This is a genomic window from Paenibacillus sp. FSL R5-0517, from assembly GCF_037974355.1.
In the GTDB taxonomy this organism is placed as follows: domain Bacteria; phylum Bacillota; class Bacilli; order Paenibacillales; family Paenibacillaceae; genus Paenibacillus.
In genome coordinates, this window is record NZ_CP150235.1 from 6518417 (window position 1) to 6533211 (window position 14795).

The following is a 14795-nucleotide window of genomic DNA, read 5'->3' on the forward strand; positions in this document are numbered from 1 at the left end:
ATAACCTCAGCTTGATAATGGATCTACACATATATTGCATTTACTCCTCAAATGACAGATTGAGCGGCTCGTCCGACATCTCATACTCTGTCTCCATATGTGTCAGCGGCGTGTTCAGATCAACCTCTTCGAAGCGGAAACTGTCGACCCACACTTTTCCTTTACCGTTCAAAATCACCCCGAACGAAATGACCGCGCTGCCCTCCGGCACATCAAGCACAATACTGTACTGGTTCCATGGCTGCGTACCCGTAATTGGCCGATCATGCATGTTATCAAATTGGAGCACATCATGAACGTTATTATCCACACGCATCCATAATCCGCAGAACGCCTCCACACGCTCGGTCCTCACGAATCCCGATAATTCCATCCGCTTGCCCACATACTTGTCCGCTTTGAACTGCTGCATCATCGTTGCGAATTCATTAGGCTCCATCGGTGTAACTGCCTTCAAATAACCTGAAGCTTTCCCCTGATGCACTTCGGCAGGATCAATGCCCATCTCATAATTTTGCGGATGACTTCCGGTTAACATCCAGCCTGTAATCGTTGACGTCTGACTCATCTGTACTTCTCCTCCTCTGGTTCTTCCTTCGAATAATTTTAGATCGAACAATTTGCGGAAACGTCCTGGTGGCATGCCATAACATTTGCGAAATGCACGAGTGAAGGCTTCCTGACTTTCAAATCCACATGCCAGGGAAATGTCCAGAATGCCTGCATCCGTCGATCGGAGGGTCGTGGACGCCAGACTCATCCGGCGATTGCGGATATAATCCACCACGGTCATGCCCACCTCATTACGGAAAATTCGATGGTAGTGATATGGCGACAACAACGCCTCGGATGCCACTTCTTCCAGCCCGATCTCTTCATGCAGATGGGTTTCAATATAGAACAAACTTTGCTGAATCATTGCACGGTAACGGCTCAACTGTGGTAAATCCCCCTTCCATATCCTTACTATACGTGAATGATGTATGTATCGTTTTGACCATTTTTGCTAACTTCACTTCGGTAGTCCTCTGCCGAAAACGCAAAAAAGAGCCAACCACGGATTGAATCTTTTCCGTCATTGACTCTCCTTTTATTTATCCGCACATCATATTCTTCGTCAGACAGCCGGTACCGGCTGTGCGCCAACCTCTTCGTCATCATGCTCCACCAGTTCATGTTTCTCCCAAGCTCTACTCTTCCAGCGGAAGAACATAATGACTGCACGGGTCCACTCATCCGCCGCAATGGCAAGCCATACACCAGCAAGCCCCAGATGAAGCTGGAATATGAGCAGGTACCCCAGTGGCAGACTCATGCAGACCATGGAGATCAGACCCATATATACCGGGAACTTCGCATCCCCTGCCGCACGCAGGGAACCAATGATAACAATGTTGCAGGTACGTCCGGTTTCGAGTAAAAGACTGAGCAGAATCACTTGAGCACCCAGCTTGATAATCTCCGGATTATCCGTAAAAATGCTCATCAGCGGCACACGGAAAAAAATGATAATTACATCAATGATGACCGTGGCCAGAAGCGCCCATTTTACACTGTCAAAAACACGTTTGTACGCATCGTCTTTGCGGCGCGCACCGACAAGCCGGCCTACAATGATCGATGTCCCCATACCAATCGCCATGCTGAACAGGTAGATATAGCTGGAGATATTGCCCGCATATTGCTTGGTTGCCATGGCTTCTGCGCCCAGATAGGTCACATACAGTGTGAACACGAGCTGGCAAGAATGATATACCATGGACTCCATCGCAGATGGAATGCCAATCCGCAGAATTTTGCCAATAAAATGTTTGGACAATTTAATGTAGTATTCGAAATCCACCCGCACCTCGCTTACACGATACAACAACCAGAAGAAGATCAGCAGGCAGATAAACCGACTTCCTACCGTGGAGATGGCTGCACCTTCCACGCCAAGCTTCGGCAGGCCGAAGTGACCAAAGATCAATGCATAGTTACCAACAACGTGAATCACGTTCATGAATACAGCGACGTACATCGTTTCTTTGGTGTAACCATGTGTACGGATCGTCGCAGCCAGCGCATTAATGAGTGCCTGGAGGAAGATCCCGCCACCGACGATATTTATATACGAACGGGCAAAATCATAAATTTCGCCTTGAATATTCAAGAGTGATAACAAATGTCCTCCGAACAGAAGGAAGATTCCGCTCAGGACCAGACCCACAATAAGGTTCAGTGTAATGGCATTACCTGTAACCTGTGCTGCTTCACTTAGCTTTTTCGATCCGATATATTGTGCCACTACAATCGCAGCACCATGTCCAATGACTTCCAATACAAGGATAGCGATAGAAATAATCTGATTGGCTGCTCCAACGCCCGAGACCGCATTATCGGATACCGAGCTGAGCATGAGCGTATCCACGCTCCCCATCAACATAAATAAGAAGAGTTCCAGGAAAATAGGCCATGTTAGTCGAATCAGATTCAGATCCTTGGCATCAGAACGAAGGGACTCTTTGGTTGAGGATATTGCTGTCATTTTCTCACCTTTCCCATGTGGGCTTTAATTCTTAGGGTATGTTAGCACAGGTAGTTTGAAAATGCAGTAGTTTTGCGAAAATAGTTGAAAGTTTTTTGTAATTCCATAAATAGGTATTTTCAGCGTTTTCATCTTGTCCTTTTTCCGTACGACTATCCAAGGTTTTAGAAGACAAAAAAGGCCCCTCCCCACTCGCTTTTAAGCAAGTGATGAAAAGACCTTCGACGTTCAGCCTTTTAACCTTTAACTGAACCCGCAGCAATTCCCTCTACAATTCGATTACTCAGGATGAGAAAAGCAATCAGGATCGGCATAATGCTAATCATCAGCGTGGCACCAATGGCTCCCCAATCCGTTGTATATTGACCGATAAAGTTCTGTACCCCCACGGTCAGGGTCTTGTATGAATCCGTACTGATGAACGTATTCACAAAGATGAACTCATTCCAGTTATAGATCATGTTGATGATTGCCGTTGTGGAGATAACCGAAGCTGTCATCGGCAAGATAATCCGAAAGAAAATCCGATGCACGGAGCAACCATCCATCACTGCGGCCTCTTCCACTTCCCGAGGAAGTGCGTAGTAGAATCCGAGCAGAATCATAATAGTGATTGGCATATTAAAGGCAATGTAAGACAAGATAACTGACAACGGATGATCTGTGAGATGAAGCTTCAGGAACAAGCTGAACAGCGGAATCAACGTGGAGTGCACAGGGATCATGAGACCCACCATGAATAACCCCAATACCAGCGAACGACCCTTCCAGCGCATACGTGTAATGGCAAAGGTAACCAGACTGGCAAACAGCACGGTGAACACCACTGAGACTACCGTAATCCATACACTGTTGAAGAAGTATAAGCTGATATTTCCCTCTGTCCATACCTTGACATAGTTTTCCCAACGTGGGGTAGCAGGAAGAGAAAAAGGCGCCATGTCGAATACTTCCTGATTATTTTTAAGCGAGAATAACATTAGCCAGACCAAGGGCAAAATTTGCAGCAAAGCGACCAGGGACAAGAGGAAATACAGCAGAACATATCCGAATCTCCTTAACCATGCCGAGCCTCGGCCTGTCCCCGGGTAAGTTGGCAATCTAACGGCCGTTTCCGTCTTCACCGGGATGGACCTCCTTTCATTTGACATGCGTCAGGAATACTGGATCGTATCTTTGGATGCTGTCGCTTTACGAAGCAGCCAGGTAACAAACAGACAGATCAATAGCAGGAAGAACCCTACAGCACTGCCGTAACCAAAGTCGAAGCTACGGAACGCCTGACGATACATATAGGAGGCCATCACTTCGCTGGAGCCATTCGGTCCGCCATCGGTCATCACGTAGATAAGATCGAAATACTTGAGTGAGCCTACCACAGCCAGTACTACGGTCACCTTGATGACTTCAGTAATAAGCGGCAGCTTGATTCGAAAAGCGATCTGCCAAGGACTTGCCCCATCAATCCGGGCTGCTTCCACCAGAGATTCCGGAATGTTTTTGAGGGCCGCATAATAGATCAAAATATAGAAGCCTGCATACTGCCACAGAATTGGTACGAACAGTGCATACAGTACCAGGGATGGCTCCGCCAGCCAGGCTGGCGGATTGCTGAAGCCGATCGCTTCCAGAAAGGTGTTAAGCACACCGTTGCTGGGATGATAGATCTTCAGCCATAACTGGGCGATCGCGACCGAAGACAGCAGCATCGGGATCAAATATATTTTGCGGAACAGGTTGGCACCCTTAATCTTGCCTGACAGCACCAAAGCAATCATCAGATAACCGATCAGACTCAGCGCGGAGAACAAAGCAAGCAAAAAAGTATGATTCGCACTCTGCCAGAATGTTCCGTCCTGAAGCAGTCTGGCGTAATTATCCAATCCGATAAAGGTCATTGCACCGATCCCGTCCCATTGCATCAACCCATAATACCCGGTGAGCACAATCGGGATGTAAACCAAGATCAGCAGCAGAAGCAGTGCAGGTAGCACGTACAACGCAGCAACGAGACGGTTGGACATGACTTTGTCCATCACATTATCCTCCCTTCAAGCGTTCAAGCACGTGTACGTCAATTGCCTTTATCAATCGCAGCCTGATGATTCTTCACAAAGTCCTCCGGTGTCACCGCTTTGCCAAACAACGCCTGAATCATGTCCAGATGTGCCTGAGCGGCTGCCGGTTTCATCTGCACGTCTGCAAAGAGTGTGAGACTGCTGGCCTGATTCAATTCGTTCAGCAGGTCGATGTAGAGCTGTGGCAGCTGTACTGTCGCCGTATCCACTTTGGTTGCCGGGATAACACCTGCTTCAGTCACCGAACTCTCACCCCATTTTTCCACAAAGTATTGCACGAACTTCTGTGCTTCTTCCTTCACTTTGGAGTTCTGGGCCACGAACAATCCTACGCCTGGGCCACCTACCCAGCTGTTAATATCGCTCTTGCCATCTTCCATCGTTGGGAATTTGAAAAATCCGATCTTGTCCTTGAACTCCTGTGGAATATCCGGGTTGGTCGTAAAGTTCGGAAGCTCCCAGGTGCCCATCAGATACATGGCAGCCTTTTCGTTCATGAATTCAGATTTGCCCTCATCGTTGGACAACCCGTTGAAGCCTTTGTTGAAGGCATTCATATCCACCAGCTTTTGTACCTCGGCAGCAGCTTGAGTGAGAGCAGGATCGTCAAACTTGCCGGAGCCATTGATCGCCTTTTCCAGTGCATCTCCACCTAACCGATTCGCCAGATACATATACCAGAGTGATCCGGTCCAGCGGTCCTTATTGCCTAGTGCGATCGGAACCTCACCGTTCTCGGTCAGTGTCTTCAGCACACTCAGGAATTCATCGTACGTTGCTGGCGGCTGCAAGTTATATTTCGCAAAAATGGCTTTGTTATAATAAATGGGGGAGATATTTAACTCGATAGGCAGGGCATATGTTTTGCCGTCAATCGCATAGGCTTCTGTTGTTCCGGCTATGAACTTGTCGCTAAGTGAGCCGCTAAGCACATCATCCAACGGCGCAAACAGATTGCCCTTTACATAAGGCTCCAGAAACCCGGCAGCCCAAGTTACACCCACATCGGGAAGTTCATTGGATGCAGACAGAATTTTTAATTTATTCTTGTATTGTTCATTCTCCAGCACTTCCTGCTTGATGGTCACATTCGGATGATCCGTCTGATACTGCTTGATGATATCGTTGACCAATTTATTTTGCTGTGCAGAACTGCCTGCCGGCCAGAGGTGCATGAATTTGAGGGTTACTTTCCCATCTGTGCCGCTGCTGCCCGTTTCACCCTCTTGATCCGAACTTGAACTGTTACATCCGGATAAAATTACGGCGAGAACCAGCGTCCATGACAGAAGTATGGCCATCGTCTTTTTGCTCATTTTCCCAACCCCCTTGGTTTTTTCGGTTAATGTAACCGCTTTAACCAAATTGTAGCATGGGTCTATCTCCCCCATAAGACCAGAGTAATTAGGAAAAACTCCACTTTTTTGAGGTTATTTGTTATTTTATTTAGATAGGGAATGCCGATATTTGCTTGGACTAAGCCCCTCCAGACTTTTAAATACCGTGATAAAATACTTATCCGTCTGATACCCCACCTGTTCGGCAATTTCCGAGATCGGCAGGGTCGTCTGCACAAGTAGCTCCTTTGCCCGCTGAATGCGTTTCCGGGTGAGGTATTCACTAAAATTGATGCCGATCTGTTCCTTAAACAATACGCTAAAGTAACTGGAGTTGAGATGGAGTAAATCAGCAATTTCACGCATGGTCACATGTTCCCCCAGATGCGTATCCACATAGGCCAATGCTTCACTGATCTGGCTATTGAGTCTCTGTTCCCCACGCTCCTTAACATCCAGCAGCTTGGGGTCCACCAGTTCCTGCATCGTTTGAATACGTCGCTGTTGTTCGCTAAACTTCAAGGCCTTTTCGACGGTCTGCAGCAGCTGTTCCTTATCAATCGGTTTTAACATGTACTCCACGACACCCAGCTTAATGGCCTGCTGAGCGTATTGAAAATCGGCATGTCCCGACATAATCAGGACGACAGGTTTGTTTGCAAAATGCTGAATGGCTTCAATGAGGGACAAGCCGGAGAATTCTGGCATGCGAATGTCCGTGATTAATAGATCTGCTGGCTGTTTCCTGAGACACTCCACGGCCTGGGTGCCACTCTCCGCGGTCAAGATGTGATTTCGTCCTGCCGACCATCCTTCCAGTGTCTTGCGAATACCCTCTCTTGTACGCGGTTCATCATCGACGATAAGAATCGTTTTGTCATGAATCATATTCACCCTCCGTCCCCTTGGGAATCTCAAAGCAAATGACAGTCCCTTCCCCAACCTGACTAGTTATGGAGAGCTTGCAACGTTCACCAAGTTGGCCGCCAAAGTAAAGCTTCAGTCGCTGATGTACGTTGATTAGCCCTACACCTGTCCCTTTCTTGGATACAGCGGGGCCACCATCTAAAGCATGAATGACAGATTGAAGACGTGATTCATCCATTCCTGGGCCATCATCCCTAACCTCAATACGAACCAGGTTTCTCTCGGTCGAAGCATCCACATGGATGCTTATCTTTCCCGGTCCCAGTTTACTTTCAATGCCATGGAGAATCGCATTTTCCACCAAGGGCTGTATAAGCAGTTTGGGAATGGGGACCTTACGCACCGCATCGCTGAGCTCAATTTCCCATTGCATTCGATCTCCCAACCGCATCTGCATAATTCGAAGATACCGCTCTGCGTGTTCCAGCTCGTCGGCAATCGTAACCCATTCATCCTGCTGCGAACTGGAGATCGTGTAGCGGAATAATCGGGACATCGCCACAACCATACGTGCCATCTCCTCGTCTCCCTTTTCCTCAAGGGACCAATAAAATGCCTCCAGCGTGTTGAATAGAAAATGGGGATTAATCTGAGACTGCAACGCCTTCAGCTCAGCCCGGGACTGCATGACTTCCTTCTCATGAACCACACGGGTCAATTCGTTCTGCCTGTAGACCATCTGGTTATATACGTTGTTGAGTTCGTTGATCTCCATCGTAGCGCTGACCATTAGATTAGGCCTCATGGCTCCCGGTTGTGCACTGCGCATGGCCCGCATCAGACGTATGAGCGGACGTGTAATCATCGTGGACAGAAAGAAGGACATGATCAGGAACAGAACAACACCAATGATTCCCGAAACAAGAAGCGCCGTCCTCAGGATGGATACCCCTTCCGTTGTCTCCCGCAGCGGAGTTAGCACAGCAAGTGTCCATCCCGTTAATTCAGACTTTTGCCGAACGACGATATAGGATTCCTCCCCGTTTTGCACGACGGATTCGCTGTCCAATATGGCTTTTGGATCGAGATTAATCTCCAGATCCGAAGTCACCACTTCGCCTGCCCCATCCAAGAGCATGATCGAGTCCTGCGAACCATCTGCCCCATTGGAATCATTGAGTTGAAAAAAACTGCGTTGCATCCGCACCACAATATAGCCTCCATGTTCGAAAGAATGATCCAGCAGATTAATGCGTCGAATAGCCAGCAGCACTCCCGGGTCTTCAGGATCATCACCTGCCCATACCAGTCTGCCCTTTCCTTCATCCGCCTTGGTTATCCAGCTGCGTTCTACTCTAAGATCGAGGGATCGGTCATCCATAGGGAAGATGCGATGGTAACCGGTTGTGTATATCTCCATACTTTGCGCACCATTGATGAAAGACTGATAACTGCCTGCAATCTGCAAGAGAGCTTGACGCTGATTGAAGGTGGCCGGGTTGCCTTGCTTCTCATCGCTGAGCAGACGCTGCACATAAGAATCATCCGCCACCTGGGCGGTCAGCGAGTTCACTTGTGCAATGAGTGCATCCAATCTGCCACTGGCTTGGACGGCAGTTTGATGAATATGTTTCTCCGCATTGCTTGTCAGCAGAGCAGCTACCCGATCATAAGCCGATATGCCTGCGAGTAGCAGAACAACAAGCATCACCAGAACGAAACCAATGAAGATCTGATTGCGGAGGGAGTTAAAATGTCCTTTTTTCCTATGCAACTTCCCCATTCTCCTCTCTTTTCTGCATGTAAAAGAACCCACCACTTTACGCCCGTGCTCCTGAAGACTGGGTACTAACGATGCCGGATTTATCTACGTATTCAGTTCTTCTCATTAAAGCGCTTGCAAAAAAAATAAACCTGAATTCCCTCTTCTCTTCTAGTCTTTGTTTATTGATTAAACTAACGACTAAAAAATAGCATAGATTTACAGGTTAATCAATCCTTCTGACAGTTCCCGAACGTCAAATGACAAGGATCAAAAAAAGAGAGGGGACTCTTAGAGTCCACCTCTCTTGGTTCATATCCCATTCACACCTATTCTTTTCTTTAGCACATCTTCGGTTATTTTACAGACCCCTGTGTAACCCCGTTGATAATCCACTTCTGTGCAAACAGGTAGATGATAATCATTGGCAGCAACGCGAGCAGGTAGGATGCAAACGCAAGGTTAAACTCGGTATTAAACTGTCCTTGGAATACATACTGTACAAGCGGCAACGTGTACTGTCCCGGATCACTGATAATAATGAGTGGCAGCAGGAAGTCATTGTACGTGGACAGGCAGGTCAGAATACCAACCGTGGCACTGATGGGTGCCATGAGCGGGAAAATAATTTTCCAGAACGTGCCCCAAGTTGTTGCACCATCCACAAAAGCCGCTTCCTCCAGCGCTACCGGAATGGACCGGATATATCCAACGTACACAAATACGTTGAATGCCAGACCATAGACCGTGTGCAGCAGGATCAGACCTACCAGATTTGTCATCTCCAGCGATGCCGTCAGCTTAACAATCGGCAGCATGATGATCGGGAACGGAATGAACATCGCACTGACGAAGTAATAATAGAGTCCTTTGAAAAACTTGCGTTTCTCCATATTCCGCGCGATGGCATAGGCCACCATGGAGTTACTGAGCAACGTCAAAAGCACGGTGGAGGCGGTAACGATTGCACTGTTACGGAACGATTGGAAGAAGTTCGTCATGTCGATGGCTCTTGCGAAATTCTCCCAGTGAAGCGTTGTCGGAAGGGCAAAGACCGATTGGGCCATCTGCTCCGGATTTTTCAAAGCAATCGTAACGGTCATATACAATGGAAACAGGATAAACAGGGTACCCAGTACAACGAGCAGCATAACGAGCCAATTGATTCTTGTACGGCTTCTCATTACAGATCCATCTCCCTTCTTTGCAGGAACCGGATTTGCAGAATTGAAATCACCGCAATAACGATGAAGTAAATAACCGAGTTCGCAGATTGATATGCATATTCGCCGCCTTCAAATCCTCCGGTGTAGATCAGATGGGAGATGGACTGCGTCGCCCGTCCGGGACCACCGTTGGTCAAGGCTACGATTTGGTCGAAGACCATCAGCGAGTTTTTCATCGCCAGCACCATATTAATGGTGAAGAATGGGGCAATGAGCGGGAATGTAATGCTCCAGAATTCACGCCATTTGCCTGCACCGTCGAGGTTGGATGCCTCGTACAGTGTTGTTGGTATCGTTTGCAGACCAGCCAAATACAGGATCGTATTCAGGGCCACGGATTGCCATACGGCAACAATGACGATACCGATCCAAGCCAGACTCTCGCTACCAAGTATGTTCGTGGAGAGCGCATTGATGCTCAGATTTTGTCCCCAAATCGGGAATACGTTGGAGAACAGGTAGTTAAATATGTAACCTACGATCAGTACACTCAGAATATTGGGCAGGAAGTAGATGCCACGGAAAAAGTTACGGAACTTGATTTTGGCATTCAGCCCGAGTGCAATGAGCAGGCTCAGGATATTGGTCAGGATCGTCACCACGATCGCGAATTTGAACGTAAACCAGTAGGCGTTACCTACATTGTCGTCCTGGAACAAATTGAAATAGTTTTTGAAGCCAACAAAATCATACTCTTTCCCAAATCCGTTATAATTCGTAAATGAATAATAGATACCCTGGAGGGCCGGCAGTGTCATAAATACAAAGAACAATACTACCGCCGGAACCGTCATCCAGTAATAAGGTGCGATACGCTTGTTCATACTCCATCCTCCTTCAGACAAGGCTTAGCGCCGATTGGCAACCTTGTCCCATTCTTTGTCGAGTGTATCTAGATAGTTATCGATGTTTTGGTTCTGCAAAAAGGACTGTACGATGGAATTCAGCTGCACCGCAGCCGGAATATAGTGATCGGGGAAGTCAATAACCTTGCCCTGCTCGATATAAGGCATCAGTTCCTGCACGGCAGGATCATCCTGCTTCACATCTTCGACCGCAGAGAACAGCGTCTGTTCGTCAATATATCTTCCGATATTTTCAGGCTTTAACAGAAACGCAATAAACATCTCTGCCTGTTCGCGATTAGGCGTGTCTGCCGCAATGGTAAACAGGGAGTCGATCCCGTTCACCAGCTTAATCTTGCTTGCATCGTTGCCCGTTGGGAATGGGAAGAAACCGATGTCTACATTCGGGTTCGCTTTGCGGATCTCCGAGATGGCCCAGGTTCCCTGGATGTACATGAAAGCTTCACCATTTGCGAAGGCACGGTTACCATCTGAATAGGCCTTACCAAAGTTATCGCCGTGGCCGTACTTCATAAGCTCCAGCTGCTTCTCAGCAACCTCGCGGTATGACTCCTTAAACGTCACTTTGTTATCCCGACGCTCCTGATAGAAATCAATGCCGACCAGGTTGGAGGCAAGTGCATTGAACGGCAGGCTTGTCTGCCAGTCATCCTTGTATGTGAAGTAAAATGGAATTTCGCCCGCATCCTTAATCTTTTGGGCAGTCGCGATAAGTTCATCCCACGTTTTGGGTACGTCCAATCCCATTTCCTTAAACAGCGTCTTGTTGTACATGATGCCGTTTGCATTCGTCGCATAAGGAATACCCGTCACTTCGTCCATACCTGTGAGATCCTTAAGCATTTGTATGTAGTTTGGATCAATCGTCTGGAGTAATGAGCTGTCCGTCAGATCGGTGAAAATATCACTCTGGGCCAGAATGGAATAGGTGTCGGTTGCCCCCATGGCCATAATGTCCGGGATATCATTTTTGACAACACGTGTCTTCAATACGGTCTCCGCATCTGGCGGATTCACCTGTGTCACCTGAATATCGTCATGCTCCGCGTTGAACGACTTGATCAATTCGTCAAAGGTTGTTTTGGCTTCAGGCTTGTTCTGGAAAAATTCAATCTGCACTTTGCCATTTGCACTATCCCCACTGGTACAGGAAGATAGAAGTACAGCCATCATTCCGCATAGCAACATTGTCCCGAGAGCCTTGGTAAGCGTTGTTCTCATGTTGTACCTCCCTCAGCTTTATATACGTAAAGATTTACCCATTCAGGTGGTGAAATAACCAATTGGTTAATCCTTCCACACACTCATACTATGAGCGTTGGCTATACAAGCCTTTATTATTCCTAAAACGGTTTCGATAAAAATGAATCAAGGCATTTCTTCCCACGACCCGAATTGGGCATAAGAAAAGGGACACTGGATGATATCCAATGTCCCTTATTTATTAAGCTATATTCACCCACTATACAGCTTTTATCCGTGTGTCACGAACGCTCAGCTTTTGGCAAAGCATTGCGTAAACGCTTGGCTCGATAACTCTGATATGCACGAATCAACATGCCGATGATGATCATAACCACACCGATGTTAATTGCGACATCAGCCAGATTCAAAATGCCGCGTCCTGACGGAAACACGAGGAAATCCGTTACCCGCGCATAGATAAATCGATCGATTGCATTTCCTAAAGCCCCGCCAACCATAAAACCCGCGCCAGCTTGCATCCAGAAACCACGAATCTCACCTTTACTCCGGTAATACAGCATGCCCGCTATGAACAGAACAGCAATCACACCAAACAGACGTGCATTTCCCTGAAACATGCTGCCTGCCATTCCACTGTTCTCATAATGCTGTAACTGCATGCCCGAGTCACCCAGTCTCATGACATCGCCAACTTCCATATACATCCTCACTGCAATCTTGGTTCCCTGATCCACCAAAGTCACCAGCAGTGCTACCAAATAAAACAGCATCGTGCTTCTCCTCCTGCCTACTGAGCGCTAACTTATTTTAACTTTAAGAGTTTTGTATATTAGGTTACCTTCACTTTAACACAGCTGATGTACGGTCTCCAAATGAGCCAGCTCCAGCCACATATATAGCGTCCAGTAACATGGTCCAGTCGCACTTGGAAGGTACTGTCCCCATTCATGTCGAATGTAGACATCAACCATATATGTAAAGGGGATGCCTGTAATTTGAACCTCACCATGATCGAAAAATTAAAGGAAATGGCACAGGAAGAAATAGAATTGGTATTTGGCACATTTGCTTCTGAAACGGCGCTTAACCTTGGCCTGCATCTGGTTGAAGAAGCGAAGCGTCGTTCCCAGGCCGTGACCATCGACATTACCCTGAAGGGACATCGTCTCTTTTTGCATGCGATGGAAGGCACTCATCCCGACAACGAGGACTGGATTCGACGTAAAAACAACGTGGTGAATCATTTTTCATCCAGTTCTTGGCATACCGCCCTGCGTTTGAGAAACGAGAACCAGACCCTTGAGCACAACTTCAATCTGCCTTCATCGGACTATGTACTGGCTGGTGGCGCTTTCCCGCTGATTCTGGAAAATGAGGGACAGGTCGGCACCATTACAGTATCGGGTCTGCCTGATGAGGAAGACCATGATCTGGTCACGACAGGAATTCGCTCGTTTTTGTTGCAGCAAGGGTAGATTAAACGTGTAAAAAGCCCACGTGATCTATATAGTAGATCACGTGGGCTTTACTATCCAAAGCAACATGCTCAGGACGGATTTTTGCTTTTCATAATATGGTACACATTGCTAAAGCTGCCGGAGAGAATACCGGTAATCGGAAATATGGCCCAATTGATATCCCACCGTTGATATACAAAACCTGTGAACAAGAAGATGGCTGTCGCCAGCGGCCATACAATCGCTTCCACGGCTCTCACAACCTTGACCTCCTGCTTCTTCTCTACCGTCAACTGGTGCTTCTCCAGCAAGTTTGTGTAAGCCCCCTGAATATTACCGTAATATACAAACAGGAATACTCCTACCCCAGCCATGACCATAAAGGCAGATACACCATAAGAGGCGTAGTTATCATTGATAGAAGAGGCTCCGAAAATAAACACCGGAGACAGAATGCACAGGCAGACACCCGTAATGATGGCTATACGATAAGTCAGAGCGAAGCTTTCCCGACTATGCTGAATACTCATTTTGAGTGTATAAGGAAGCTGGAAGCCCTTCTCCATATAATTGAAGCGTTCCAACTTCATACCGCTGTATATGAACATGCTTACCGCAATGGCAATCAATACGAACATGCCGATCAGGCCTAGTACAGCGCCCGTTTCCACCGAACGGTTTGCAGCTGAAATGGCATAGTTCTCAAATAAGGCATCCATGAAAATCAGAAATGCCACACCTGACGCGCACAATAAAACACCCAGCCCAATCCAAAATCCGGCATTTCTCTTCGCAGTGGTATATGCGTAAATCTCTTCTTCCGTTAACACAGGTACTGTCTCTTCCGGGCTCACTGGCTGAATACCGAGTTCGGCTGTTAATTCCTCGATGTTACCAAATTCCGAGATCACAATGCCGATGGCTTCATTCTCCGACTTGCCTTCTCGCTTCAATTCCAGGTACTTATCTTCCATCCCCGAAAGGAGCTCCTGCTTCAGATGTTCCACCTCGGATGTCTTCGGCAGACCAACAAACATGTTCTCCAGATACACCATAATTGTCTCCATGTTCCGTCACAACTCCCTGATAAATAGATTAACAACCTCCTGCGTAACCTTCCATTCCTCACACTTTTCTCTGTAATAGTCGAGGCCGGACGGCGTAATCCGGTAATAGGTACGACGCTTCCCCAAACTATTCTCATCCAGGTAAAACGATTGAATATAACCGTTCTTCTCCAATCGGGTGAAGGCCGAGTATAATGTCGTTTCCTTCATGACGTACTTTTCCTCTGTCAGCTGTCTGATGTTCTTGGAAATCTCGTAGCCGTACGACTCCCCTTCGAGCAGCATGTAGAGGATCAGCGTATCATTGTAGCCACGTATAACGTCACTGCTGATCACAAAAGATACTCCTCCTCGTTACTTCATCTGTCGTAGTAGTTGAAGTATAGCACAACTTACTACGAC

Annotated in this window: 14 protein-coding genes; 1 reads left to right on the forward strand and 13 read right to left on the reverse strand. The window is 47.4% G+C overall.

All coding sequences use genetic code 11. The annotated features are described in order from the left end of the window. Positions 1–40: 40 nt before the first annotated feature. The 11 genes from MKX40_RS29090 to lspA form a co-directional block, all read right to left on the reverse strand. A complete protein-coding gene (locus MKX40_RS29090; protein ID WP_339238584.1) occupies positions 41–937 on the reverse strand; it encodes an AraC family transcriptional regulator in 897 nt (298 codons plus the stop codon). A 180-nt stretch (positions 938–1117) separates the two neighbouring features. Further along, complete coding sequence (locus MKX40_RS29095) at positions 1118–2527, reverse strand: MATE family efflux transporter (protein WP_339238586.1); 1410 nt, start codon at positions 2525–2527, stop codon at positions 1118–1120. 236 nt (positions 2528–2763) lie between these two features. Next, a complete protein-coding gene (locus tag MKX40_RS29100) occupies positions 2764–3627 on the reverse strand; it encodes a carbohydrate ABC transporter permease (protein ID WP_339243237.1) in 864 nt (287 codons plus the stop codon). Positions 3628–3681: 54 nt separating this feature from the next. Next, positions 3682–4563, reverse strand: coding sequence for a sugar ABC transporter permease (locus MKX40_RS29105; RefSeq protein WP_339238588.1), 882 nt, complete (start codon positions 4561–4563; stop codon positions 3682–3684). A gap of 38 nt (positions 4564–4601) precedes the next feature. Then, positions 4602–5921, reverse strand: a complete 1320-nt coding sequence (locus MKX40_RS29110) for an extracellular solute-binding protein (protein ID WP_339238589.1) — start codon at positions 5919–5921, stop codon at positions 4602–4604. A 126-nt stretch (positions 5922–6047) separates the two neighbouring features. Beyond that, positions 6048–6830, reverse strand: a complete 783-nt coding sequence (locus MKX40_RS29115; RefSeq protein ID WP_339238591.1) for a response regulator — start codon at positions 6828–6830, stop codon at positions 6048–6050. Then, on the reverse strand, positions 6820–8592 hold the full coding sequence (locus MKX40_RS29120) for a sensor histidine kinase (RefSeq protein ID WP_339238593.1): 1773 nt from the start codon (positions 8590–8592) through the stop codon (positions 6820–6822). The genes MKX40_RS29115 and MKX40_RS29120 overlap by 11 nt, the downstream gene beginning before the upstream one ends. Positions 8593–8927: 335 nt before the next feature. Further along, positions 8928–9755 carry a carbohydrate ABC transporter permease gene (locus MKX40_RS29125; RefSeq protein WP_105600348.1) on the reverse strand — a complete coding sequence of 276 codons (828 nt, stop codon included), beginning with the start codon at positions 9753–9755 and terminating at the stop codon, positions 8928–8930. Continuing rightward, complete coding sequence (locus tag MKX40_RS29130) at positions 9755–10621, reverse strand: sugar ABC transporter permease (RefSeq protein WP_339238595.1); 867 nt, start codon at positions 10619–10621, stop codon at positions 9755–9757. The genes MKX40_RS29125 and MKX40_RS29130 overlap by 1 nt, the downstream gene beginning before the upstream one ends. A gap of 24 nt (positions 10622–10645) precedes the next feature. Further along, a complete protein-coding gene (locus MKX40_RS29135; protein WP_339238597.1) occupies positions 10646–11884 on the reverse strand; it encodes an extracellular solute-binding protein in 1239 nt (412 codons plus the stop codon). Positions 11885–12147: 263 nt separating this feature from the next. Then, positions 12148–12639, reverse strand: coding sequence for a signal peptidase II (gene lspA, locus MKX40_RS29140; protein WP_339238599.1), 492 nt, complete (start codon positions 12637–12639; stop codon positions 12148–12150). 225 nt (positions 12640–12864) lie between these two features. Between lspA and MKX40_RS29145 the strand changes: the two genes are divergently transcribed. Beyond that, the gene (locus tag MKX40_RS29145) at positions 12865–13344 is read left to right on the forward strand and encodes a heme-degrading domain-containing protein (protein WP_339238601.1); all 480 of its coding nucleotides are present in this window, start codon (positions 12865–12867) and stop codon (positions 13342–13344) included. A gap of 71 nt (positions 13345–13415) precedes the next feature. Here MKX40_RS29145 and MKX40_RS29150 read toward each other — a convergent pair whose 3' ends face one another. Both MKX40_RS29150 and MKX40_RS29155 read right to left on the reverse strand, forming a co-directional pair. Continuing rightward, a complete protein-coding gene (locus tag MKX40_RS29150; RefSeq protein WP_339238603.1) occupies positions 13416–14393 on the reverse strand; it encodes a permease prefix domain 1-containing protein in 978 nt (325 codons plus the stop codon). A 6-nt stretch (positions 14394–14399) separates the two neighbouring features. Continuing rightward, on the reverse strand, positions 14400–14729 hold the full coding sequence (locus tag MKX40_RS29155) for a PadR family transcriptional regulator (RefSeq protein WP_339238605.1): 330 nt from the start codon (positions 14727–14729) through the stop codon (positions 14400–14402). Positions 14730–14795 lie beyond the last annotated feature (66 nt).

Coding starts and splice junctions, on each gene's coding strand:
- MKX40_RS29095 (WP_339238586.1), bottom strand. CDS start 2,527: ATGACAGCAATATCCTCAACCAAAGAGTCCCTTCGTTCTGATGCCAAG.
- MKX40_RS29105 (WP_339238588.1), bottom strand. CDS start 4,563: ATGGACAAAGTCATGTCCAACCGTCTCGTTGCTGCGTTGTACGTGCTA.
- MKX40_RS29110 (WP_339238589.1), bottom strand. CDS start 5,921: ATGAGCAAAAAGACGATGGCCATACTTCTGTCATGGACGCTGGTTCTC.
- MKX40_RS29115 (WP_339238591.1), bottom strand. CDS start 6,830: ATGATTCATGACAAAACGATTCTTATCGTCGATGATGAACCGCGTACA.
- MKX40_RS29120 (WP_339238593.1), bottom strand. CDS start 8,592: ATGGGGAAGTTGCATAGGAAAAAAGGACATTTTAACTCCCTCCGCAAT.
- MKX40_RS29125 (WP_105600348.1), bottom strand. CDS start 9,755: ATGAGAAGCCGTACAAGAATCAATTGGCTCGTTATGCTGCTCGTTGTA.
- MKX40_RS29130 (WP_339238595.1), bottom strand. CDS start 10,621: ATGAACAAGCGTATCGCACCTTATTACTGGATGACGGTTCCGGCGGTA.
- MKX40_RS29135 (WP_339238597.1), bottom strand. CDS start 11,884: ATGAGAACAACGCTTACCAAGGCTCTCGGGACAATGTTGCTATGCGGA.
- lspA (WP_339238599.1), bottom strand. CDS start 12,639: ATGCTGTTTTATTTGGTAGCACTGCTGGTGACTTTGGTGGATCAGGGA.
- MKX40_RS29150 (WP_339238603.1), bottom strand. CDS start 14,393: ATGGAGACAATTATGGTGTATCTGGAGAACATGTTTGTTGGTCTGCCG.